The organism is Streptomyces sp. H27-D2, assembly GCF_035828615.1.
Taxonomy (GTDB): Bacteria; Actinomycetota; Actinomycetes; order Streptomycetales; family Streptomycetaceae; genus Streptomyces.
Genome location: NZ_JAYMZR010000030.1, coordinates 46,568 through 69,396 on the forward strand (window position 1 = coordinate 46,568; position 22,829 = coordinate 69,396).

14 protein-coding genes and 1 pseudogene are annotated in these 22,829 nt (G+C 73.2%); 11 read left to right on the forward strand and 4 right to left on the reverse strand.

What is annotated here, in order from left to right:
- The first annotated feature begins 78 nt into the window (after window positions 1-78).
- The 5 genes from QMK28_RS14365 to QMK28_RS14385 all read left to right on the forward strand — a co-directional run bounded on the left by QMK28_RS14365 (window position 79) and on the right by QMK28_RS14385 (window position 11,444).
- On the forward strand, window positions 79-2,259 hold the full coding sequence (locus QMK28_RS14365; protein WP_326437788.1) for a protein kinase domain-containing protein: 2,181 nt from the start codon (window positions 79-81) through the stop codon (window positions 2,257-2,259).
- 289 nt (window positions 2,260-2,548) lie between these two features.
- Complete coding sequence (locus QMK28_RS14370; protein ID WP_326437790.1) at window positions 2,549-5,365, forward strand: protein kinase domain-containing protein; 2,817 nt, start codon at window positions 2,549-2,551, stop codon at window positions 5,363-5,365.
- A 309-nt stretch (window positions 5,366-5,674) separates the two neighbouring features.
- A complete protein-coding gene (locus QMK28_RS14375; RefSeq protein ID WP_326437792.1) occupies window positions 5,675-7,402 on the forward strand; it encodes a serine/threonine-protein kinase in 1,728 nt (575 codons plus the stop codon).
- Window positions 7,403-7,689: 287 nt separating this feature from the next.
- The gene (locus QMK28_RS14380) at window positions 7,690-9,360 is read left to right on the forward strand and encodes a succinic semialdehyde dehydrogenase (protein WP_326437794.1); all 1,671 of its coding nucleotides are present in this window, start codon (window positions 7,690-7,692) and stop codon (window positions 9,358-9,360) included.
- Between the two features lie 278 nt (window positions 9,361-9,638).
- Window positions 9,639-11,444, forward strand: a complete 1,806-nt coding sequence (locus QMK28_RS14385; protein WP_326437818.1) for a GMC family oxidoreductase — start codon at window positions 9,639-9,641, stop codon at window positions 11,442-11,444.
- Between the two features lie 98 nt (window positions 11,445-11,542).
- Here QMK28_RS14385 and QMK28_RS14390 read toward each other — a convergent pair whose 3' ends face one another.
- Window positions 11,543-12,670 (reverse strand): LAETG motif-containing sortase-dependent surface protein, encoded by a 1,128-nt coding sequence (locus QMK28_RS14390; protein WP_326437796.1) that lies wholly within the window; start codon window positions 12,668-12,670, stop codon window positions 11,543-11,545.
- Between the two features lie 987 nt (window positions 12,671-13,657).
- Window positions 13,658-13,948: pseudogene (locus tag QMK28_RS14395) on the reverse strand (chorismate mutase); the annotation flags it as partial.
- 559 nt (window positions 13,949-14,507) lie between these two features.
- On the opposite strand from QMK28_RS14395, the gene guaA reads away from it, so the two are divergent.
- The 5 genes from guaA to QMK28_RS14420 all read left to right on the forward strand — a co-directional run bounded on the left by guaA (window position 14,508) and on the right by QMK28_RS14420 (window position 19,234).
- The gene (guaA, locus tag QMK28_RS14400; RefSeq protein WP_326437798.1) at window positions 14,508-16,103 is read left to right on the forward strand and encodes a glutamine-hydrolyzing GMP synthase; all 1,596 of its coding nucleotides are present in this window, start codon (window positions 14,508-14,510) and stop codon (window positions 16,101-16,103) included.
- 172 nt (window positions 16,104-16,275) lie between these two features.
- Window positions 16,276-16,866, forward strand: coding sequence for a Uma2 family endonuclease (locus QMK28_RS14405; RefSeq protein ID WP_326437800.1), 591 nt, complete (start codon window positions 16,276-16,278; stop codon window positions 16,864-16,866).
- A gap of 11 nt (window positions 16,867-16,877) precedes the next feature.
- Complete coding sequence (locus QMK28_RS14410) at window positions 16,878-17,072, forward strand: hypothetical protein (RefSeq protein WP_326437802.1); 195 nt, start codon at window positions 16,878-16,880, stop codon at window positions 17,070-17,072.
- Window positions 17,073-17,187: 115 nt separating this feature from the next.
- Window positions 17,188-18,498 carry a hypothetical protein gene (locus QMK28_RS14415; RefSeq protein WP_443050724.1) on the forward strand — a complete coding sequence of 437 codons (1,311 nt, stop codon included), beginning with the start codon at window positions 17,188-17,190 and terminating at the stop codon, window positions 18,496-18,498.
- A gap of 184 nt (window positions 18,499-18,682) precedes the next feature.
- The gene (locus QMK28_RS14420) at window positions 18,683-19,234 is read left to right on the forward strand and encodes a DoxX family protein (RefSeq protein ID WP_326437806.1); all 552 of its coding nucleotides are present in this window, start codon (window positions 18,683-18,685) and stop codon (window positions 19,232-19,234) included.
- A gap of 81 nt (window positions 19,235-19,315) precedes the next feature.
- On the opposite strand, the gene QMK28_RS14425 is transcribed toward QMK28_RS14420, so the two are convergent.
- Both QMK28_RS14425 and QMK28_RS14430 read right to left on the reverse strand, forming a co-directional pair.
- Window positions 19,316-19,534: a hypothetical protein gene (locus QMK28_RS14425; RefSeq protein WP_326437808.1), complete on the reverse strand. Its 219-nt coding sequence runs from the start codon at window positions 19,532-19,534 to the stop codon at window positions 19,316-19,318.
- Window positions 19,521-20,957: a PspC domain-containing protein gene (locus QMK28_RS14430; protein ID WP_326437810.1), complete on the reverse strand. Its 1,437-nt coding sequence runs from the start codon at window positions 20,955-20,957 to the stop codon at window positions 19,521-19,523. The genes QMK28_RS14425 and QMK28_RS14430 overlap by 14 nt, the downstream gene beginning before the upstream one ends.
- A gap of 90 nt (window positions 20,958-21,047) precedes the next feature.
- Between QMK28_RS14430 and QMK28_RS14435 the strand changes: the two genes are divergently transcribed.
- Entirely contained in the window at window positions 21,048-22,706 is a 1,659-nt protein-coding gene (locus QMK28_RS14435) for a serine/threonine-protein kinase (RefSeq protein WP_326437812.1), read from the forward strand.
- Window positions 22,707-22,829 lie beyond the last annotated feature (123 nt).

Consider the following 22,829-nt stretch of genomic DNA (forward strand, 5'->3'; position numbering starts at 1 on the left):
GACTTCCGCCCGTCCGCGGATGAGAGACAATGGACGCTCTGCTAGGGCGGGTTGATCGCAGAATCGCAGAGGGGATGCATGGGCCACGAGGTGGACAGCGAAACCGGACGACTCCTTTCCGGCCGCTACAGGCTGGGCGGGGTGCTCGGCAGCGGCGGCATGGGCACGGTCTGGCGGGCGATCGACGAGACCCTGGGCCGCACGGTCGCGGTCAAGGAACTGCGATTCCCCGGGGGCGTCGACGAGGACGAGAAGCGGCGCCTGATCACCCGCACCCTGCGTGAGGCGAAGGCGATCGCCCGCATCCGCAGCGGCGGCGCCGTGACGGTCTACGACGTGGTGGACGAGGACGACCGTCCCTGGATCGTGATGGAACTGATCGAGGGCCGCTCGCTCGCGGACGTCGTGCGCGACGACGGGCCGCTCAGCTGGCGGCGGGCCGCCGAGGTCGGCCTCGCGGTGCTCGACGTGCTGCGCTCGGCGCACCAGGTGGGCATCCTGCACCGGGACGTGAAGCCGTCCAACGTGCTGATCTCCGACGACGGCCGAGTGGTGCTCACTGACTTCGGCATCGCCCAGGTCGAGGGCGACCCCTCGGTCACCTCCACCGGCATGCTGGTCGGCGCGCCCTCGTACATCTCGCCGGAGCGGGCCCGCGGCCACAAGCCGGGGCCGCCGGCCGACCTGTGGTCGCTGGGCGGGCTGCTCTACGCCTCGGTCGAGGGCGTGCCCCCGTACGACAAGGGGTCGGCCCTCGCGACGCTGACCGCCGTGATGACCGAGCCGCTCGACCCGCCGAAGAACGCCGGGATGCTGGAAGAGGTCATCTACGGCCTGCTGGCCAAGGACCCGGACCAGCGGTTGGACGACGCGGGCGCCCGGGTGCTGCTGGAGGACGCGGTGAGCGCCCCCGAGGACACCGGCCCGCAGCCGCCGGTCCCGATGGACGCGACGCGCAGCATAGAGCTGCCGCCGGCCCCCGAGAGCCACCCGGCAGCGGGCTCCGGCACGCGCGTCGGCGCGGCGAGCGGCGGACTCGACGCCCCGCGGCGCCCGGAGACTCCGGACCGGATGCGCGGAGCGCTGAAGTCCGTACGGAACGTGGCGGCGGCGGCCTCGGCGAAGGCTGAGCAGAAGTCGCAACAGAAGTCACAGCAGAAGTCCGAACAGAAGCAGCAGCGGGACGCGCGGCGCGTGGAGCAGGAGTCGGCGGCGCAGGAGTCGGCGCAGCGGGTGGCGCAGCAGTCGGCGCGGGCGTCCGGACCGCAGTCGGGACACGGGTCGGGGCAGGCGTCAGGCCAGCCGTCCGGACCGCGGTCGGGCCGCCGCGCGGGGGTGTCCGCAGGGGCGCCCTCCGGGCAGCGTTCGGAAGCGGCGAGACCTGGTGCGAAGCCCGCGGGCGGAGTCGGCGCGGGCGCGTCGGGGCCGGCGCGGACCTCGGCCTCGCTGACCGATGTGGTGCCGCGCAGGACGCTCATCATCGTGGCCGTCATCGTGGCGCTGGCCGTACTCGGGACCGTGCTCGCCTTCGCGCTCGGCGGCGACGACAAGGACGGCGCCGCGTCCAAGGGCGACAAGAGCGCCGCTTCGAGTGGCGCCGACGGCTCGAAGGGCGACGACAAGAAGGCCGAGGGGCAGCAGGGCTCGACCGCCGGGCCGGACGACAAGTCGACGGGCGACGCGGCGGACGAGGCGGGCGGGAAGCCGTCCTCCGACTCGGCCGGGACGTCCGGGGGCAAGGACGGCAAAGCTGACAAGGGCGGTAAGGACGGCAAAGCTGACAAGCCGGATTCCGGCGGGCTGCCGGGCGGCTTCGAGCGGGTCAAGGACGGCAAGTTCCACTTCAGCATGGCCCTGCCCAAGGGCTGGAAGCGGAACGACATAGCCGGTGAGAGCTCGGGCGGCATCTACAACGATTCGGGCGGCTTCCCGCGCGTTCAGGTCGACTTCAACCCGAATCCGGGCACGGACGCGGCCGGGTCCTGGCGCAGCCTCGAAGGGGCCGTGCGGGGCAACATGCCGGGCTACCGGCAGCTGGACATCGAGTCGATCGACTGGCGGGGCTATCCCACGGTCGCCGACTGGGGGTTCGAGCGGACCCAGCAGGGCAAGCCCATGCGGGTGCTCAACCGCGGTTTCAAGGTCGACGGTTCGCACGGCTACGCGATCATGATCACCTGCCCGAAGAACGAGTGGTCCGGCAAGGAGTGCAGCACGCTCCGGAAGACCGCGTTCAAGACCTTCAAGCCCACCGGCTGAACGCACCGGCTGGTCCCGGCTGCTCGATGGGGCAGTTCGATACCGGCTGCTCGAACCAGCCTGACGCCGGCGTCTGACACCGGCTGTTCGAACCAGTGTGACACCGGCATTTGATACCGGCATGCGAACGAAGCGGCTGAACTGGCCGGAGCGGGGCACACGGCCCGGCTCCGGCACGTATCGTGAGATCTCGCGGACCGTACGCAGCCGCAATTCGCGGGAATACGACCGGTTTTGACAGGGGTTCCGGTGCTTCCCGGGTGCGGGGCGCACGCTGTGGGGAGGCGTCGTGGACGACTACGCGGGACGGGTGCTGGCCGACCGATACCGCTTGCCGCTGCCTCCTTCCGATGAGTACGACCTCGTAGAGACCCGGGCGTTCGACACCTACAGCGGGCAAGAAGTACTGGTCAGGCAGATACCGCTGCCCGAAGTCATCGAAGCCGAAGTCGTCGGCGCGGACGGCCGGTACGGCGGCGCGGCGGAGAGCTGGGGCGGGGGCGGCGGCAGCCGCAGCGCGGTCGCGGACCGCACCGGCCGGGCGACCCGCAAGCCCAGCGACCCGGCCGTGCGCCGGGCGATCGAGGCGGCGACGGCCGCGGCGCGGATACCGGACCACCCCCGGCTCGACCAGGTCTTCGACGTCTTCGAGGAAGACGGCAGCCTGTGGATCGTCAGCGAACTCATCCCCGCCAGGCCGCTCGCGGCCCTGCTCGCCGAACGCCCGCTCAGCCCGCACCGCGCGGCTGAAGTCGCCGCCGACGTGCTCACCGCCCTGCGCGCGCTGCACGCGCACGGCTGGACGCACCGCAACATCACCGCCCGTACGGTCCTGATCTGCGACGACGGCCGGGTGATGCTGACCGGCCTGGCGGCCGGGGCGGCGGAGGAAGCCCTGTGCGGCTACGACCCCGTGCCGGAGGACCCGGACGCGGCGGACGGCAACGGGCTGGACGACAGCGGCCTGGAGGCTGGGCTCGGCGGCGGCCCGGGGGAGTCGTACGGGACGGCGGCAGCCGGTGACGGGCCTGCCCCCGGCGGGCCGGCTCCGCTGCCTCCCGGCTGGGAGTACGGGCAGAACGACGCGTACGGACAGAGCAGCGCCTACGGGCAGAACAGCTCCGTCGCCGTACCCGAGCGGCCCTCGGGCGCGTCCCCCATACCGGTGCACGGGGCCAGGCCCGGCGCCATCGCCGCGTACCGCGCGGGCGCGCGGGCCGCCGCCGCGCGGGTGGGCGGCGAGGGAACGGCCGGGCGCGACGCCTGGCGGGACAGCGGCCGGAGCGGCGAGGAGTACGGCGGCGAGCAGGGCCCCCGGGCCGGCGGCGCGGAGCCTGACAGGCCGCACGGATCGCACGGCGCGGGCGTGGAAGCCGCCGACGAGGGGCCGGAGTTCGGCCCGTACCTAGACCCCATCGACCCGGGAGCGGGCCGGGAGCAGGCTGTCCCCCGGCAGCAGGCCGAGGGCCCCCGCGCACGCGCGCGCGCGAAAGACGCGGGGGATGCGCGAGACGCGGCAGCCGCGCAAGACCTCTTCGACCCGGCGGCGAGCGCGGGCGACACCTCGTACGGAGGTGCCACCTCATACGGAGGCGACACCTCGTACGGAGCCGGCCTGCCCCGATCGCGGCAGCGCGCGGACTCGGGCAGCTGGGACGACTCGGGACCGATTCCCGGCATCGCAGGCGCGGGCGGCGAGGGCCGCACCTGGTCCGAGGTCGTCGCGTCGGGCGGCGCGGCCGAAGCCTCGTACCGGGGCCCGGTCACCGCGCTGGCCGCCGAGCGGGCGCGGCAGGCGCGGATCACCGTCGTGGGAGCGGTCACCGAGCGGTGGGCGCCCGAACAGGCGGGGCCGGTGCACGAGAACTGGCGGCTGGCGCCGCCGGTCGGGCCCGCAGCGGACCTGTGGGCGCTCGGCGCGCTGCTCTACCGGGCCGTCCAGGGCCACGCCCCGTACCCGGAGGAGAGCGCCGCCGAGCTCGTGCAACTCGTGTGCTCCGAGGCGCCCGCCTACGCCGAGGAGTGCGGCGCGCTGCGCCCCATCGTCGAGTCGCTGCTGCGCCAGGACCCCACCGAGCGGCCCGACTTCGAGGACCTGCGGGGCTGGCTGCGCTCGCTGATCCGCTCCGCCCCCGAGCCGGACGTCGGCACGCACGTGGTGACCATGCCATCGCTCGACGCGCCGACGGACCCCCGGCGGCTGCCCGTCGTACGCCGCCGGGGCGAGCTGGTGCGCAAGCGGCGCGCGGGTTCCGCGATGGTCGCTCATGGGCGGCACAAGAAGGGCAGGCAGAAGCAGGCGAGGGACCGGCCCGAGCGGCCGCCGCGCAGCCTGGGCCGGATGCTGCTGGTGTTGGTGCTGCTCGCGCTGGTGGCGGCGGTGGTCTACGCGCTGCTGTTCATGCCGGAGGCGAAGCGCGGAGCGGGCGAGGAGCGCACCGGCTCGGCGGGAGCGGCGAGTTCGGCCCCCTCGGACCCCGGTGCCGGGTCGTCGAAGGGTGGGTCTTCGAAGGATGAGTCCTCACAGGGCGGCACCTCCAAGGACGGCTCAGGCAACAGTTCCCAGGGCGGTGCCGCCGGTTCCGGCGAAGGCTCCAAGAACGACCGCAAGCCCAGCGGCCAGGAACCGCAGACATCCGACCCCGCCGACCTCGCGCGGGGTTTCGAGGTCCGCAAGGACCCCGGCGGCTTCCAGGTCGCGGTCGACAAGGACTGGACCCGGCGCGGCAAGAACGACCTCGGGCAGGTGCGGTACGTCGGGGGCGACTACGAGCTGATCGTGGTGCCCGGCCGGGACACGGTGAAGAAGTTCGGCGGCGACCCGATGGTCTACCAGAGCGACAAGGAACGGGAGCTGGACGCGTTCCGGGATTCGGAATGGTCCTCCGCCGCCGGTCTGCGCCGGATCGACGTGGGGCAGCGAGCGATGGCCGAGGGGTCGTTCAAGTGGCGGGACAGCAGCGGCCGTCAGGTCTACGCGCGCAATCTCGCGATGATCCTCGACGGCCGCTACCACCTGGTGCTCGTCATCGGCCCGGCCGACAAGGAGGACGAGGTCGGCACGTTCTTCGAGCAGGCCACGGGGGGCTACCGGGCGACGGGGTGAGTGTTCTGCGGGGTGGGCTGGTCGCCGCGTCGCGCTGACTGCGGTCATCGTGCCGGCCTGACCGGTCCGTCGGGCGGTCCGTCGGCCTGGTCACGGCGTGGGGCCGGCTGCGTCACCGTGCCGGACCGGCCGTTCCGCCGGTCCGCCCGCCGACCCGTCCGCCGCGTCGGGCGGACCGTCCTGCCGGACCGTCCGCCGACCCGGTCACCGCTCCGGACCGACCGTTCCCCCAGGCCGTCCGTCGACCCGGTCACCGCGCACCCCTGAGGCGTCCTGCTCCTCTTCGGCGGTGTGGGGCAAGATGTGCCCATGGGCAGCAGTGGGGACACGCGTCGCCTGATCGCCGGTCGCTACCGACTGGGGGTGCGGCTCGGGCGCGGCGGGATGGGAACGGTGTGGCGCGCCACCGATGAACTGCTCGGCCGCGAGGTGGCGGTCAAGGAACTGCACCCCGGCGACGGGCTGTCCGAGCCCGAAGCCCAGGCGCAGCGGGAGCGCACGATGCGCGAGGCCCGTACGGTCGCGCAGATCAAGCACCCCAATGTGATCGTGCTGCACGACGTGGTCGAGCAGGACGGCCGCCCGTGGATCGTCATGGAGCTGGTCGAGGGCGGTTCGCTCGGCGACCGGCTGGCCGCCGGCGGCCCGGTGTCGCCCCGCGAGGCCGCGCGGATCGGGCTCGCGCTGCTCGGCGCGCTGCGGGTGGCGCATGCGCGCGGTGTGCTGCACCGCGACATCAAGCCCGCGAATGTGCTGATGGAGGCCGGGGCCCGGGGGAGCCGGCGGGTGGTGCTCACCGACTTCGGGATCGCGAAGGTGGCCGGGGTCGCCACGATCACCGAGAACGGGGCGTTCGTCGGCTCGCCCGAGTACACCGCCCCGGAGCGGATGGCGGGCGGTCGGACCGGCCCGGAGTCCGATCTCTGGTCGCTCGGGGCGCTGTTGTGCTCCGCGGTCAGCGGCGAATCCCTCTTCCACCGGGACACGCTGGGCGGGGTGCTGCACGCGGTGGTGTCCGACGACATCCTGCCGCCGGCCGCCGCCGGGCCGCTGCTGCCCGTCGTACGGGGGCTGTTGCAGCGCGATCCGGAGCTGCGGATCGCGGGGGACGAGGCGGAGCGGCTGCTGCGCGCCTATCTGGCGTCGGGCCGGATGCCGGAGGCGGGCGCCGCGTACACGCCCACCCGGCGCGGGGTGTCCGAGGTGCCGCTGCCGCCGATGCGGGTCACGCCGGCGGGGCAGATCGGGCCGATGGGCCCCGTCGCGCTGTCGGCGGGCGGGCCGAGCGGCCGGCGTCCGCAGCCGCTGGCCGTCCCCGGCCGGCCGGCGCGCGGCGGGCGGACCCGCACCGCGCTGCTGGCGTTGTTAGTGGTCATCGCGCTCGGCGGCGCGGGGGCCGGGGTGGCCGCGCTGGTACTGAACCAGGAGGGGGAGAACGGCAACGGCGGCAGCAGCATCGGCGGCCCGGACTCCGAGCCGCCGGACTCCGCGAGCGGCCGGGAGCGGGCCTCGCCGGGCCAGTCGCCGCCCAGCGGCTCCGGCGGCGCGCCGAAGCCCACCCGGAAGCCGTCGGTCTCCGCCCCGCCCGGCTACCGCTCGGTCGCCGACCCCGCGGGCTTCGCGCTCGCCGTCCCGAACGGCTTCACCCGTTCCTTCGAGCCGCCCAGGGTCTTCTACTACTCGCCGGGCGAGGAGTTCCGCATCGGCGTCCTGATCCAGGACCCCCGGCCGGGCGGCCCGATGGCCGCGATGCGCGACTCCGCCGCCGCGGCCCCGGAGCGCTACAAGGGCTACCGCGACGGCGAGGTCACCGAAACCCGCCACGACGGCCACCGGGCCGCGCGCTGGGAGTTCACCTGGAACGGCTTCGCGGGCGAGGGCGTACCCCGGCACACCTTCGACATCAGCTGGGAGGAGGGCGGCAAGATGTACGACCTGTGGGTCTCGGCCCCGGACACGCTGCGGGACGAGGGGCGCCGTCACTTCGATACGGCGCTGGAGAGCTTCGTCCGGACGCGGCCCGACTCGGACGGCTGAGGTTTCCGGGGGCGGGCCCCGGCCGCTGCCCGGACCCCGAGCCCAGCCGGTTCCTGCACCCCGACCGGACCCCGAGCCCGCCCGCAGGGCACCCGGAGCCCACCTCGCGCCCCACCTCGCGCCCACCCCGAGCCCCGCCCGCAGGGCACCCCTCGCTCGGCCGGAGACCCGCCCAGCCCCCTGATCAGCGGCTTACGCCAGCAATCACTGGCGCGATCGTGGGTCCTTGGTGAAAACTAGTTACTGCCGGGTACCCAAAGCGCGCGAGCGGGCATACGCTCCCCCGTATGACGGACTCGCAGGCCAGGGCCGGCCACCTCGCAACAGACGCAGCAGGCACACCCGGGGCAGGCACAGCCACAGACGCCCCCGCCGACGGAAACCCGGTCGTGCCGCGCACCGCCGGCACCCGCTCGGCCGCCGACGTGGTGACGCCCGAGCTGGTCACCCGGCTCGCCAGGGGCGTCATCGGCGAGGGCAGCACCGCCAACCACACCCCCTTCACCGGGGAGAAGCTGGCCGACCTGCCCGAGTCGACGCCGCAGGACGTGACCACCGCCTTCGACCGGGCGCGCGCGGCGCAGCAGCTGTGGGCCGCCAGGCCCGTACGGCAGCGCGCCGCCGTGCTGCTGCGCTTCCACGACCTGGTGCTGAGCCGGCAGTCCGAGGTGCTGGACCTCATCCAGCTGGAGACCGGCAAGGCGCGGCTGCACGCCCACGAGGAAGTGCAGGCCGTCGCCGTCGCCGCGCGCCACTACGGCCGCAAGGCCGTCTCGTACCTGAAGCCCAAGGGCCACACCGGCGTCGTGCCGACCCTCACCAAGGTCACCGAACTGCGCCAGCCGCGCGGTGTCATAGGGCAGATCGCGCCCTGGAACTACCCGTTCGAGCTGTCCGTCGGCGATGCGCTGCCGGCCTTCGTCGCGGGCAACGCCGTCGTCATGAAGCCCGACACCGAGACCGCGCTCACCGCCCTGTGGGCGCGCGAGCTGCTGATCGAGGCCGGGCTGCCGGCCGCCCTCTGGCAGATCGTGCTCGGGGACGGTCCGGTGATCGGCCCGGCCGTCGTGGCGCACGCCGACTACGTCTCGTTCACCGGCTCGACCCGCACCGGCCGCGAGGTCGCCCAGGGCGCCGCCGCCCGGCTGGTCGGCTGCTCGCTCGAACTCGGCGGCAAGAACGCGATGCTGGTGCTGCGCGACGCCGACGTGGAGAAGGCGGCGGCGGGCGCGGTCCGGGCCTGCTTCTCCTCCGCCGGGCAGCTCTGCATCTCCATCGAGCGGCTCTACGTCCACGAGTCGATAGCCGACGCCTTCGTCGAGCGCTTCGGCGCCCGCACCAAGGCGATGCGGCTGGGCACGGCGCTCGCGTACGGCGCGGACATGGGATCGCTGGTGGGCGAGCGCCAGTTGGAGACCGTCGCCCGGCATGTGGACGAGGCCGTCGCCAAGGGCGCGAAGCTCGTCGCGGGCGGCCGGGCCAGGCCGGACATCGGCCCGCTCTTCTACGAGCCGACGATCCTGGACGGCGTCGAGGCCCCGATGGCCGTCTGCACTGAGGAGACCTTCGGCCCGGTCGTCTCCATCTACCGCTTCGCCGACGAGGACGAGGCGGTCGAGCGGGCCAACGCGACCCCGTACGGCCTGAACTCCAGCGTCTGGTCGAAGGACGGCCGGCGCGCTCGCGCGCTCGCGGCGCGGCTGCGCAGCGGCACGGTCAACGTCAACGAGGGCTACGCGGCCGGATACGGCAGCGTGCAGTCCCCGATGGGCGGCATGGGCGAGTCCGGACTCGGCCGCCGGCACGGCTCCGAGGGCATCCTCAAGTACACCGAGGCGCAGACCGTCGCCCACCAGCGGCTGATGCCGCTCGCGCCGTCCTTCGGCATGGACGACGAGAAGTACGCGGCGCTGATGACGCGCAGCTTGCGGGCGATGAAGGCGGTCAGGCTGCGCTGATTCCGGCCCTGCGGCTGGGCGTGCCGGCGGCGTGCAGGTTGCGCTGAGTTCAGCTGCGCTGACCCAGGCCCTCTGACCTGCACGTTCTCTGGGAGGTACCAGTGTCACAGGACGACTCTGCCCACAGCGGCCCGGCCGCTGGGCCCGCTGACGGCTCCGGCCGCCCGGCCGACGACCCCCGCTCCGAGCGCCACGAGGGCTCTGATCACGACTCCGAGCAGGACTCTGAGCACGGCCCTGATCACGACTCTGCGTACGCCTCCGCGTACGACTACGACGTGATCGTCGTCGGCTCGGGCTTCGGCGGGTCGGTGTCCGCCCTGCGGCTGACCGAGAAGGGCTACCGCGTCGGCGTGCTGGAAGCCGGCCGCCGCTTCACCCGCGACACCCTCCCCAAGAACTCCTGGGACATCCGCAACTACCTGTGGGCCCCGGCGCTGGGCCTCTACGGCATCCAGCGGGTGCACCTGCTCGGTAAGGTGATGGTGCTGGCCGGCGCCGGCGTCGGCGGCGGGTCGCTCAACTACGCCAACACCCTCTATGTGCCGCCCAAGCCCTTCTTCGAGGACCCGCAGTGGGGCCACATCACCGACTGGCAGCAGGAGTTGAAGCCGTACTACGAGCAGGCGCAGCGCATGCTCGGCGTCCGGCTCAACAAGTCCATGACGCCCTCGGACGTCCACCTCAAGGCGGCGGCCGAGAAGATGGGCGTCGGCGACAGTTTCCACATGGCGCCGGTCGGGGTCTTCTTCGGCGACGGGGACGACGCCGACGGCGCGGCCGGGACCAGGGCCGCGGCGGGCGGCGAGGTCCCGGACCCGTACTTCGGCGGCGCGGGCCCCGCGCGCAAGGCGTGCACCGAGTGCGGCGAGTGCATGACCGGCTGCCGGCACGGCGCGAAGAACACCCTCACCGAGAACTACCTGCACCTCGCGGAGCGGGCCGGCGCGGTCATCCACCCGATGACCTCCGTCGTCGCCGTCTCCGAGGACGCCGACGGCGGCTACCGCGTCGCCACGCTGCCGACCGACAAGAAGCGCAAGAGCCGGGCGAAGGTGCTGCGCGCCCGCCAGGTGGTGATCGCCGCCGGTACGTACGGCACCCAGACGCTGCTGCACGCCATGCGCGACGAGGGCCTGTTGCCGCGTATCTCCGGCAGGCTCGGCGAGCTGACCCGTACCAACTCCGAGTCGCTGGTGGGCGCGCAGACCGACGACCGCCGCTACCGCGAGGCGCACGGCGTGAAGGCCGACTTCACCCGCGGCGTCGCGATCACGTCCTCGATCCACCCGGACGGCGACACCCACATCGAGCCGGTCCGCTACGGCAAGGGCTCCAACGCGATGGGCGTGCTGTCCATCCTGCAGATCCCGCACGGCGGCCGGGCCCCGCGCCCGCTGGCCTTCGCGGCCGAGTGCGTCAAACACCCGGCGCTGCTGCTGCGCTCGCTCTCCAACCGCCGCTGGTCGGAGCGCACCATCATCGGGCTGGTCATGCAGTCGCTGGACAACTCGCTGACCACGTACCGCAAGCCCAAGGGCATCGGCAAGGGCCTGCTCACCGCCAGGCAGGGCCACGGTGCGCCCAACCCGGACCACATCCCTGAGGGCGCCGAGGCGGCCCGGCTGATCGCGGCGGAGATCAACGGCTTCGCGGGCAGCAACGTCGGCGAGCTGATGGGCACCCCGCTGACCGCGCACTTCCTGGGCGGCTGCCCGATCGGCAGCGACCCGGAGCGCGGTGTCATCGACCCGTACCACCGGCTGTTCGGGCACCCGGGCATCCATGTCGTGGACGGTTCGTCGGTCTCCGCCAACCTGGGCGTGAACCCCTCGCTGACGATCACCGCGCAGGCGGAGCGCGCGATGTCGCTGTGGCCGAACAAGGGCGAGCCGGACCCGCGCCCCGCACAGCACCTCCCGTACGAGCGGCTGCCGGCGGTCGAGCCGCAGCGCCCCGCCGTCCCCAAGGACGCCTTCGCGGCACTCAGGCTGCCGTTCCTGGCCGTCCCGGCGATCCCCCGCCGAGGCGCGGAGCGGAGGGGCGTCCCGCCGAAGGGCGGGGCTGAGCGGCCGACGGGCTGAGCGGCTCGCCCGGCTTGAGCTTCTGGTACGGGAGAGGGGCCACACCCCGTCGTGCGTCGTGGGTGCGGCCCCTCTCCGGTATTCAAGCGGTCACGCCGTTACGCGGCGGCCCCACCGGCACCGCCCACGCCGATCCTGCGACGACGCACGATGAAGACCGCGCCCGCGCCCGCGACCATGGCGACCCCGCCGATCATGGCGATGGCCGGCAGCGCGGAAGACGAACCGGTCGCGGCCAGCGTGCCCTGCGGGTTGATCCGGGTGTCGCCCGCGGGCTTGGCCGGGAGCGGCTTCTTGCCGCCCTGCGGCTTGGCGCCGGGGACCTGGCCGGGCTTCGCGCCGGCCGCGAGGACGTCGAACTCGTAGAGGTCACCGGTCGAGAAGACGCAGTTGCCCTCGTCGTCCGCGTACACGCCGACGCTGATCGCGAAGCCGATGCCCGCAGGCGCGGCGGCGGCGATGCTCAGCCGCAGGTCGAGCTTGAGAGTCTCGTGCGGGAGGACGTCGGTGTAGCCGACGTAGCCCTGGCCCTGGTCGTCCGCGTCGGTGGAGATGGCCTCCCATCGACCGGTGTCGGGGTTCTTGAACTGGAGGGTGAGGTACTTGCCGGTGCCCTCGGGATTGTCCGCGTCGGCGGTCGCGGCGATCACGCCGAAGTCGACGCGCTGGTACGAGCGGTCCGAGTTGTTCCGCACGCTGAACTCGAACCCGTGGAAACCGCTGCCCGCGACGACCTTGGACGGCAGACCGGCCAGCGAGGTGGAGAGGTCGGGGTCCTCGGCGTACTCGCCGCCGTCCTCGCACTCGGCCGGCTCGGGCGAGGCCGTGGGCGCCGGCGTCTCCGGGGGTGTCGTGGTCGGCGTCGCGGTCGGAGTGGGCGTGCCGCTCGGGTCGGTCTGGCTCACGGTCGGTGTCGGCGTCGGTGTCCCGGTCGCCGTGCTGGGATTCGTCACCGGGACAGCGGCGGTGGACGAGGCGCTCGGGCTCTGCGCGAGCGGAGCGGCGGGCGAGGACTGCGAGTCCGTCGAGGTCACAGTCTCGCCTGCGGGCCCCTCCGCGAAGGCGGCGGGCGCCGCGAGCAGCGCGGCGGGGGCTATGGCAGCGGTCACGGCGGCGGTCGCCAGGGCGCGGCGGAGCTTCATGCAGACCTCTTCGGGGTCCTGGTGCTGGGACAGCACGAGCGGTGGGCCGTCGCTGTGGGGCGCGGGATGGCCGTGCGATTGCACATAAGAGACGTGTAAGGAGGGGCAAAGGTTGTACGGGGAGTGACGGCGGCCGCGAGTGACCCGCGTCGCGATCACGGGGAGGGGCTCTGGGGCGGGGGCCTGGGCATGCGAAGGGGCCCGGCACGGCGACGGGGCCTGGGCCTGGGGATGGCCCCAGAGCATGGCGAACGACCCCCGGCAAGGCGAAGGGCCCCGGGTCGTCGTCCGCGAGGAACGCGGGCGGCCACAGGGCCCTTGGCGTTCGGCGCCGGCTCAGGGCAGCGCCGGTGCCGAAGAGCGGCGCCGGGGGGTCGCGCCGCTGGCTCGGAGGCCCGCGGTGGTCAGCGGTGGCTCTCCGGTGGTGTGTCGGTGCCGCGCGGAACGCGCTCGGCCGGGCCGACCGCTTCGCGCGACCGCGGTGGTGGAACTGTCTTCGTTCCGAGTGTTCCGTGGTGGTCGTAGCGGCTTCGCACCGCGGTTTTCGCATCGTGCTGGACGCGCCTCATCCGGCGCAACGGCTGCGACCGGATACGGTCGGTCCCGGGCGTCCCCGGGGCCGACCGCCCTATCGGTCGTGACCGGGCTGCTGTCCCCTGCTTTCCGGTCACTCGCACTGGAGCGAGGTCCCACGACGCGGGCCGGTCGAGTCGAGCCGGCCAGTCCCCGTCACACACTCCAGCGGCTGCACCCAATGGCTGCCGGGCATCCGCTGCATTTCGATAGAGCCACGCGTGGTTTTTCACCGGGTCCGCCCCTGGATGGAACGGACACCGGGACCAACGAAGCGCGTCGGGGCCGGTCACGCGCCGTACGGGTGACGAAGCCCGAACGAGGATGCGGGCCGGGAGCGGATGGGCGGCCGGGCCGGCTCCCGGCACCGCTCCCGCGCGTCGCATCCAGACCCGGCCTGGCCCCGGCACCGCTCCCGGCCCGCACCCGCGCACCGCACCGCACCGCACCGCACCGCACCGCACCGCACCCGCGCACCGTGCTCAGACCCGGCCGCCCTCAGACCCGCCCGCGGCACAGCTCCAGCAGCGTCATGGCGAGGGCCGTGCCGGGCCGGCCCAGCTCGTCCCTGTAGTGGCCGAGGATCTCCATCTCGCGGGACAGGTTCACCCGACGGCCGCCAGAGGTCATCCGGGCCCGCTGGATCGCGGCGGACACCGCCATCCGTTCCTGGACCAGCCCGATGATGCGCCGGTCCAGATCGTCGATGCGGTCGCGGGCGCCGGTGATCACGCTGACCGCGTCATCGGTGTGCGCGCCGGTGTTGTCGGCGGTCTCGGCGCCTGCGGGCTCGTTGCCCGCGGCCCCGTCTCTCGTGGCTGCGCCGCCCGCAGTCCCGTTGCCCGCAGCCCCATTGCCCGGGGGCCGGGTGCCGGTGCCCTTGGGCTGAGCGCTCTCGCTGGTCTGCCTGGTCCGCGTGGTCTGCCTGGCCTGTGTGTTCTCGGTCCGCGTGTTCTCGGTCTGCGTGTTCTCGGTCTGCGTGTTCTCGGTCTGCGCGTTTTCGGTCCGCGTGCTCATGATCGGTGTCTCCTGGGGATCGGGTGGCCCCCGGAACCGTCCGGCCCGGACAACGCAGCGCGCCCCGGGCCTGATGGCCCGGGGCGCCTGGGAAGTCGCTTGTCAGTTGCTCAAGCAGCACGACCATGGCAGCCGGACGGGCCGGTGCCATAGCTAAAGACGCTGGAGAAGCGTGTCGTGTGCTGACGCATGCGGCCAGTATGGCGCGGCCCCCGCGCGGGGTCGACGACGGCCCGGATGATGAGACGGATGATGAGACGGCCGGGGCCCGCCGATACCCCCGGTAGAATCGGAGTCCCACACCCCGTACCACCGCCGGAAGGCCGCCGAAGTGCCATCAGCGACCCCTGCCGCCCCCGACAGCACCCCGGACGTAGTCCTTGTTGTCGACTTCGGTGCGCAGTACGCCCAGCTCATCGCCCGCCGGGTCCGTGAGGCCCGGGTCTACAGCGAGATCGTCCCGTCCACCATGCCGGTGGCCGAGATGCTCGCGAAGAACCCGAAGGCGATCATCCTCTCCGGCGGCCCGTCCTCGGTATACGCCGAGAACGCGCCCTCGCTCGACCGCGCGATCTTCGAGGCCGGGGTCCCGGTCTTCGGCATGTGCTACGGCTTCCAGCTGATGGCCATCGCGCTCGGCGGCACCGTGGACAACTCCGGCGCCCGCGAGTACGGCCGCACCGCGCTGTCCGTCTCCAAGGCCGGCTCGACGCTCTTCGAGGGCACCCCCGCCGAGCAGTCGGTGTGGATGTCGCACGGCGACGCCTGCTCGGCCGCCCCCGAGGGCTTCACCGTCACCGCCTCCACGGACGTGGTGCCGGTCGCCGCCTTCGAGAACGACGCGGCGAGGCTGTACGGCGTCCAGTACCACCCCGAGGTGCTGCACTCCACGCACGGCCAGCAGATCCTGGAGCACTTCCTCTACCGGGGCGCGGGCATCGCCCCGGACTGGACGACCACCAGCGTCGTCGAGGAGCAGGTCGCCGCGATCCGCGAGAAGGTCGGCAAGAAGCGCGCGATCTGCGGGCTCTCCGGCGGCGTGGACTCCTCGGTCGCCGCAGCCATCGTGCAGAAGGCCATCGGCTCCCAGCTGACCTGCGTGTACGTCGACCACGGACTCCAGCGCAAGGGCGAGTCCGAGCAGGTCGAGAAGGACTTCGTCGCGGCCACCGGCGTGCGGCTCAAGGTCGTCGACGCGGAGGAGCGCTTCCTCAGCGCGCTGGCCGGCGTCTCCGACCCGGAGACCAAGCGCAAGATCATCGGCCGCGAGTTCATCCGCGTCTTCGAGCAGGCGCAGGCCGAGCTCGTCGCCGAGGCGGGCGCGGCCGGCGAGGACGTCGCGTTCCTGGTGCAGGGCACCCTCTACCCGGACGTGGTCGAGTCCGGCGGCGGCACCGGCACCGCCAACATCAAGTCCCACCACAACGTGGGCGGGCTCCCGGACGACATCGAGTTCGAGCTGATCGAGCCGCTGCGCCAGCTCTTCAAGGACGAGGTCCGGATGGTCGGCCAGGAGCTGGGCCTGCCGGACGAGATCGTCCAGCGCCAGCCCTTCCCCGGCCCAGGCCTCGGCATCCGGATCGTCGGCGACGTCACCAAGGCGCGCCTCGACCTGCTCCGCGAGGCCGACGCCATCGCCCGCGAGGAGCTGACCGCGGCCGGTCTCGACCGCGAGATCTGGCAGTGCCCGGTCGTGCTGCTCGCTGACGTGCGCTCGGTGGGCGTGCAGGGCGACGGCCGGACCTACGGCCACCCGATCGTGCTGCGCCCGGTCTCCTCCGAGGACGCGATGACCGCCGACTGGACCCGGCTGCCGTACGACGTCCTCGCGAAGATCTCCACCCGGATCACCAACGAGGTCGACGAGGTCAACAGGGTCGTCCTGGACGTGACGAGCAAGCCGCCGGGGACCATCGAGTGGGAGTAGTGCCGGACGGGCGGGAGTGACTTTCCGCTGACCTGCCGGCCCACTGGCCCACCGACCCGCTGACCCGCACGGTCAATGCCGATGCCGCCGCTCATTCGTTTGAGCGGTGGCATTGTCGTTCCCGCTGGGTACGCTGGCAGGGTCCGCGAGGATCCGCCGCATGGGAGCAACGATGACCGCTGCATCGGACTACGAGTGGCCGCGTCCGCCCGAGGGCGGTTACACGGCGGACGACCTCGACCGACTCCCGAATCTGCCTCCGCACACGGAGCTGATCGACGGGAGCCTGGTCTTCGTGAGTCCGCAGCGCAATTTCCATATGCGAGCCCTGCGATTGCTGGAGAACACCCTGTTGCGGCAAGCCCCGGAGGAATGGGATGTCGTCCGGGAGATGAGTGTCGTGCTGGGCCTGAGGAACCGCCCGGAGCCCGACGTCATGGTGATCCGCGCGGACGCGGACGCGGGGCCGGAGCAGACCGCCTATCGGCCCGAAGACGTCCTGCTCGCGATCGAAGTCGTCTCGCCCGACTCCGAGACCCGTGACCGCGACGTCAAACCCCGCAAATACGCGGCTGCGGGCATCCGCCACTTCTGGCGCGTCGAGAGCGACGAAGGCCGGCCCGTTGTCTACGTCTACGAGCTGGACCCCGGGAGCCGGGGCTACGGACTGATCGGCATCCATCACGACCAGCTGCGGCTGGCCCGGCCGTTCACCATCGAGATCGACCTCACCGCGATCGACGGCGCCGGCAGCCGGCCGTAGCTGCGAGTTCGGTGCGTACCGCCGCGGGCAAGCCGGTGCCGATCCAGCACGAGAGCGCGGTGCACTCCCGCGAGCAGCTCGGCAAGGTTCCCGTCGCGCTGATCAACCGCCGGCCGCTGCGGCAGCACGTCACCCGCAAGGATCGCGCCGAGCGGAGCAACTACCGGCCGCTGCGGCACAGATCACCCGCGCGGAGCCGGACCTGATGAGCTGACACCGCCGTGAGTACGGCACAATTCCCAGTCGTGGCGCGGTGCGTGAGGCGGTGCGTGACGCGGTGGACGGCAGTACTGGGCGGGGCGGGAGAGGCGGCGTTGGATCGTGGCGTTGGACACGACGCGGGGCGGTGCGGCCGGTCACGGCCACGGGCAGAGCCAGGGGCCCGCGCCCGGCGGCCACGACGGTGGCTGCACCTGCGGTGACTGCCCGCACGGCGCCCGCGCAGGGCACCGCCGAGCGGTGACCGCCTTCCTGGCCAAACGGGACGACTTCGCCGCGGGCCGTGGCCTGCCCGGCGCGCTCGCGCACTCGCCCGGCGCATCCCGGCAGTGGGTCTCGGACGAACTGGCGCAATCGGCCCGCACGGTCGCCGAGAGCGGCCGGGCCGAGGGCGAGGCGTGGCTGCGCCGGCTGTGGCGGCGCACGCTGGTCGTGGTCTGGGCGAGCGTCGGCGCGCTGCTGCTCGGGCAGTTGATCACCGCGCTCGGCGCGGGCTGGACGCTGGCCCGTACGGCCGGACTGATCGCCGCCCTCGCCGCGGGCGCCCTGCTCACCGCCGCCGCCCGGCTGCACGGCCCGCGCGGCGGACTGCTCGCGCCGGTCATCGGCGAGGACAACCGGCTGTCCACCTCCCGCGCCGTCGCCTGTGGCTGGGTGCTGCTGGCCGTCTTCGCGGTACTGGTGCTCGCGCTCGAACTCGCCGGCATGTCCTCCGCCGCCGACCGCCGCACGCTGCTCGCGGGCCTCGACCTGAAGCGCGCCGCGGGCGTGCTCACGGTCCTCGCCCTGACCTGCGCGGTCGCGGTACTGGTGCGCCGCGTGGTGTCCGTCCGGGTGCAGGGCCAGCGGCTCCAGAAGGTACGGGCCGACCGGCCGCGCGCCGCCGACCTGCTGACCGACGACGCGGGCCGCGGCAGCTTCGCCGACGTGCAGTACGCCCTGCTCAACGCCGTCGCCGTGGTCTTCGCCGGAGTCCGGCTGGCCCGCCAGCCGGAACAACTGCCCGACCTGCCCTGGGGCCTCGCGCTGCTCGTCGTGATCAGCACGGCGACGTACGTGGCCGGCAAGTACGCCGAGGGCGGGCGGCCGACCATCCTGTCGGTGGTCCGCGCCCGCGAGGTCGGCGACCTCGACGCCCCCATCCGCAACGGCGACGACATCGAGATCCGCGGCACCGGATTCCTCCCCTCCGGCGCCCAGACACCCCACGGATTGGCCCGAACGGTCGTACGCATCGGGACCGTGCACGTCCATGTGCCACTGGTGCCGGTCACCGGCGGCTTCGTCAATCCGACGGACACGGTGCTGACCGTGCCGGTGCCGGTGGACGTCGAGCCGGGCCGGGTGGAGATCCGGGTGGTCACCGCGGCGGGCGTCGAGACCGACAGCTATCCGATCGATGTCGTCGACTGAGCAGCATCACGACGGAGCAGCATCGCGACTGAGGCCGATCGGCTGAGCACGATCGCGAGCTTCGTACGCGGCCCCAGCTATCCGGGCGATGCCGTCGTCCGAGGCCGATCGGCTGAGCACAATCGCGACGTTCGTACGTATGGTCTGTCGCGGGGGACAACGCGACAGAGAGGCGGCGGGCGAGATGGCTCATGTGGACCGTTCAGGGGGTGCGAATCTCGGCGGCATACCCGGCGACGCGGCCGGCGGACCGGGCGGCCCGCGGGCCACCGCCTCCCGGTACGCGCTGCTCCCGCTGCGCCTCTTCCTCGGCGTCACCTTCATCTACGCGGGCCTCGACAAGCTCACGGACTCGTCCTTCTTCGCGAGCGGCGGCGCCGGCTCGATCGGCGAGATGATGAACTCCGTCCGCGACTCATCGGCGGTGCCCGCCCTCGTCGACCTCGCGCTCAAGAACCCCGCGGGCTTCGGCTACGCGATCTCCATCGGAGAACTCACGGTCGGCCTCGGCACCCTCTTCGGCCTGTGGGCCCGCCTCGCGGCACTCGGCGGCGCGCTGATCTCACTGAGCCTGTGGCTCACGGTCAGCTGGGCGACCGAGCCTTACTACTTCGGAAACGACCTGGCGTACCTGATGGCATGGCTGCCGCTGCTCCTGGCGGGCGCGGCAGTGCCGTCGCTGGACGCGGCGCTGAGAGGGCGCCGCAGGCAGCGCGGCCGAAGGCTGTTCGAGTGACGGCGGGGTCCTCAATCTCCCCCAGCCTTCGGCGGGATTGAGGACACCCACCCACCGGGCCGGACCGGTCAAACACCGCGGTCACCCCCCACGCTCCACACGCCGAACCCCCCGCCGCCGCCCCGCGTAAGACAGCACTGCCGTAAGCCCCGCCAGCCCCAGCCCGACCGGCGCCGCCCACAGCAGCGCGTGCGCCGGGACGTTCAGGACGCCGCCCGCGTCCAGCGCGTACGCGAGGCCGAGGCCCAGCAGGACCGTGCCGGCGACCAGATGTGCCGGTTCGAATTCATGACGTCGCACGGATGACCTCCACTTGGCCGAGGCCGACTACCAGATCCAACCGCATCGTGCCGTGCGGGGCGCCGCCGCCGCTCGGCCGCAGGGTCAGCGTCTCGTGCTGACCGGGGCCGACGTCGATGTCGTTCTCGCGTTCGCCGGGCACCCGGATGTCGCCGAGGCCCACTTTGGCCGTGAGTTCGACCGTCACGTCGTCCGGCACCGTGACCTGGAGCCGGCCCGCGCCGATCCGGGCCTGCGGTGAGACGACCTCGCCGCTCTTGAGCTTGAGGCCGGTCAGATCCAGCACACCGACGCCGCTGCCCAGCTCGTAGGTCTGGAGCTGAGCCTGCATGGAGGTGGTCGGCGTCCAGGTCCTGCGGGCCCAATCGTGGGTGATGCTCTTGGGCAGCGCCGCCGCGCCCGCCAGCAGCAGGCCGGTGATGACCGCGAGGACGATCGTCCCGCCGCCGGTGCGTCCGTACCAGGCGCTCAGCACGATCCCGAGGCCGAAGACGATCAGCGCGCACGAGAGGCCGATCTGCAGGCTCGTGCCGACCGGCTGGGTGTCCATGCTCGCGGACACTCCGACCACGCAGCCGAGCAGCGCGATCAGGAAGACCCGGCCGGCGATGGACGTACGCCGGCGGACCGGCTGGGAGCGGCCGGGAGCGGCGGACGGGCCGTACGGGGCGCCGTACGCCCCGTCGGCGGCATCGGCAGGACCCCAGAGGTATCCGGTGCCCGGGAGGCCCGTCGTGCCGTCCTTGACGATCGGGTCGCGCCACCAGGACGGCCCGCTGGGGGAGGGGGGCGCGAGCGTCTCGGGGGGCGCGTCCGCGACCGCCTGCGCCGTCGCCTTGTCGAACGCACCCTCGGACGCCACCCGGCGGCGGTGCTGCGACCAGTAGGCCGAGCCGATCGCCGCGACCGACAGCATCAGCGAGAACGCCAGCACGCTGCCGTTGTTGAGCATCGTCAGAAAGAGACCGCAGCCGACCAGCGCGCACAACACAGCGGTCAGCGCCGCCCCTTCGACACGGCCGGAGAGCAGCCTGCGGCCCTCGTTCTCGTCCTCGCCGTCGAGCGGGATGAGCAGCCACGCGAAGCCGTACGCGATGAGGCCGAGGCCGCCGGAAACCGCCAGGACGGCCAGCACGACTCGGAAGATCACCGGATCGAGGTCGTAGTAGCGGCCGAGCCCGCCGCAGACTCCGGAGATCATCTTGTGCTCACGGCTGCGCCGCAGCCGCGGTTTCGCCGAGGAGCCGGCCGCCACCGGGATCGTGTTCGCGGCGGGGCTGGGAGGACTGGCAGGGCTGGTGGGGCTGTCTGGGCCAGTGGGTCCTGCGGGGCGGTCAGGGCCGTCAGGGCCATCGGGTCCTGCCGCTCCTGCGGGCCCTGCTGATCCGGCGGGGCCGGGCCGCTCGACGGGGGAGTCGCTCATGGGTCCATGGTGACGGTCCGGCGGCCCGGCCGGCATCCGTCGCAACCCTGGCCGATCCCTGAGATCGCCCCCGAGGGGGCGGCGGATATCGTGGCGCTGCTGGATCAATCGGGGGAAGCAGAGGGGCTCGACGTGTCGGACGAGGGGCGGTTGGTCGCCGGGCGGTATCGGCTGATCGAACGGATAGGCCGCGGTGGCATGGGCACGGTGTGGCGGGCCGAGGACGAACTCCTCGGCCGGGATGTCGCGGTGAAGAAGCTGCACACCCCGCGCCATCTCGGCGAGGACGAACTCGCCACGCTCTACGAACGGACCCGGCGCGAGGCGCGCAGCGCCGCCCGGATCACCCACGCCAACGTGGTCGTCGTGCACGACGTGGTGGAGGACAGCGGGCTGCCATGCGTCGTCATGGAGTACGTCCCCTCGTCCACCCTCGGCGAGTTGCTGGAGCGGAAGGGGCCGCTGTCGCCCGCCGAGGCGGCCCGGATCGGGCGCGGCATGGTCGCGGCGCTGCGGGCCGCGCACGCGGCCGGGGTGCTGCACCGCGACGTCAAGCCCGGCAATGTGCTGCTCGGCGCGGACGGCCGGGTGGTGCTGACGGACTTCGGCATCGCCATCGCCTCCGGCACGAGCACGCTGACCAGGACCGGCGAGCTGATCGGCTCCATCGACTACCTCGCGCCCGAGCGGGTCAGGGGCGGCAAGCCGGGGCCCGCCTCGGACCTGTGGGCGCTGGGGGCCACGCTCTACCAGGCGCTGGAGGGCCGGCCGCCGTTCCGCAAGGACACCGCGATAGAGACGGCGTACTCGATCGCCACGGACCCGCTCGACCCGCCGCGCTCGGCCGGGTCACTGGCTCCGCTGGTCACGGCGCTGCTCGCGAAGGACCCGGCGGCGCGGCCGTCGATGGCGGAGGCGGAGCGCGCGCTGTGCGCCCCGGAGGCTGAGGCGGAGACGGCGGTACAGCCGGTCGGGCCGATGACGAAGACGGGGACGACGGGGACGGGGACGGGGGCGGGGACGGCGCGGGCCGCTCCGGCCGCCGCGACGCGCGACGCGCGTACCCCGCACCCGGGCGCGACCGTGAGCGCGAGCGGCGCGGGCCGCGGACGTCGTACGGCCTTGTGGGCGGTGACCGCGGCCGTCGTAGCCGGGTGCGTGGGCGGCGCGGCGGTGCTGCTGCTGAACGCGGACGACGGCGGCGGGGGTCTGAAGGTCAGCGGCAGCAGCACCGGCGGCGGTTCGGGCTCGGGGGACGGTCCGGCGAAGCCGTCCCGCCCCGCTGAGCCGCCGCCCGTGCCGGAGGGCTACCACCTGGTACGGGAGAAACGGCTCGGCGTCTCGTTCGCGGTCCCCGACGGCTGGCGGCTGGGCAAACGCACGGCCGAGCAGGTCGACTACGTGGACCCGACCGGCATGGCCGGCCTGCGGATCAACGCCCTGGACCTCGCGGGCCCCGACCACGTCCAGCACTTCAAGGACGTCGAGGAGCAACTGCGGACCAAGGTGGACGGCTACGAGCAGCTGCGGATGCAGAGCACGACGTTCCGCAGCGAGCCCGCCGCGATCTGGGAGTTCACCTTCCAGGGCCGCCAGCGGCAGTTCCGCGCGGCCGACCTCGGCTTCGGGCATGAGGGCGGCAGGGAGTACGCGGTCTACCTCTCCGCGCCGAGCGCGGACTGGGACCGCTACAAGCCGGTCTTCGACCGGGTGAAGGACGGCCTCCGGCTGCCCGCGCGGGTCCCCTGAGCGGGGGTGGTCGCCCTGCCCGGGGCGGGTCTCCTGAGTGGGGCTCAGCCAGCCCCGCCCCGCCCGGCTCAGCCCGCCCAGCCCAGCCCCGCCCGGCTCAGCCCGCCCAGCCCAGCCCCGCCC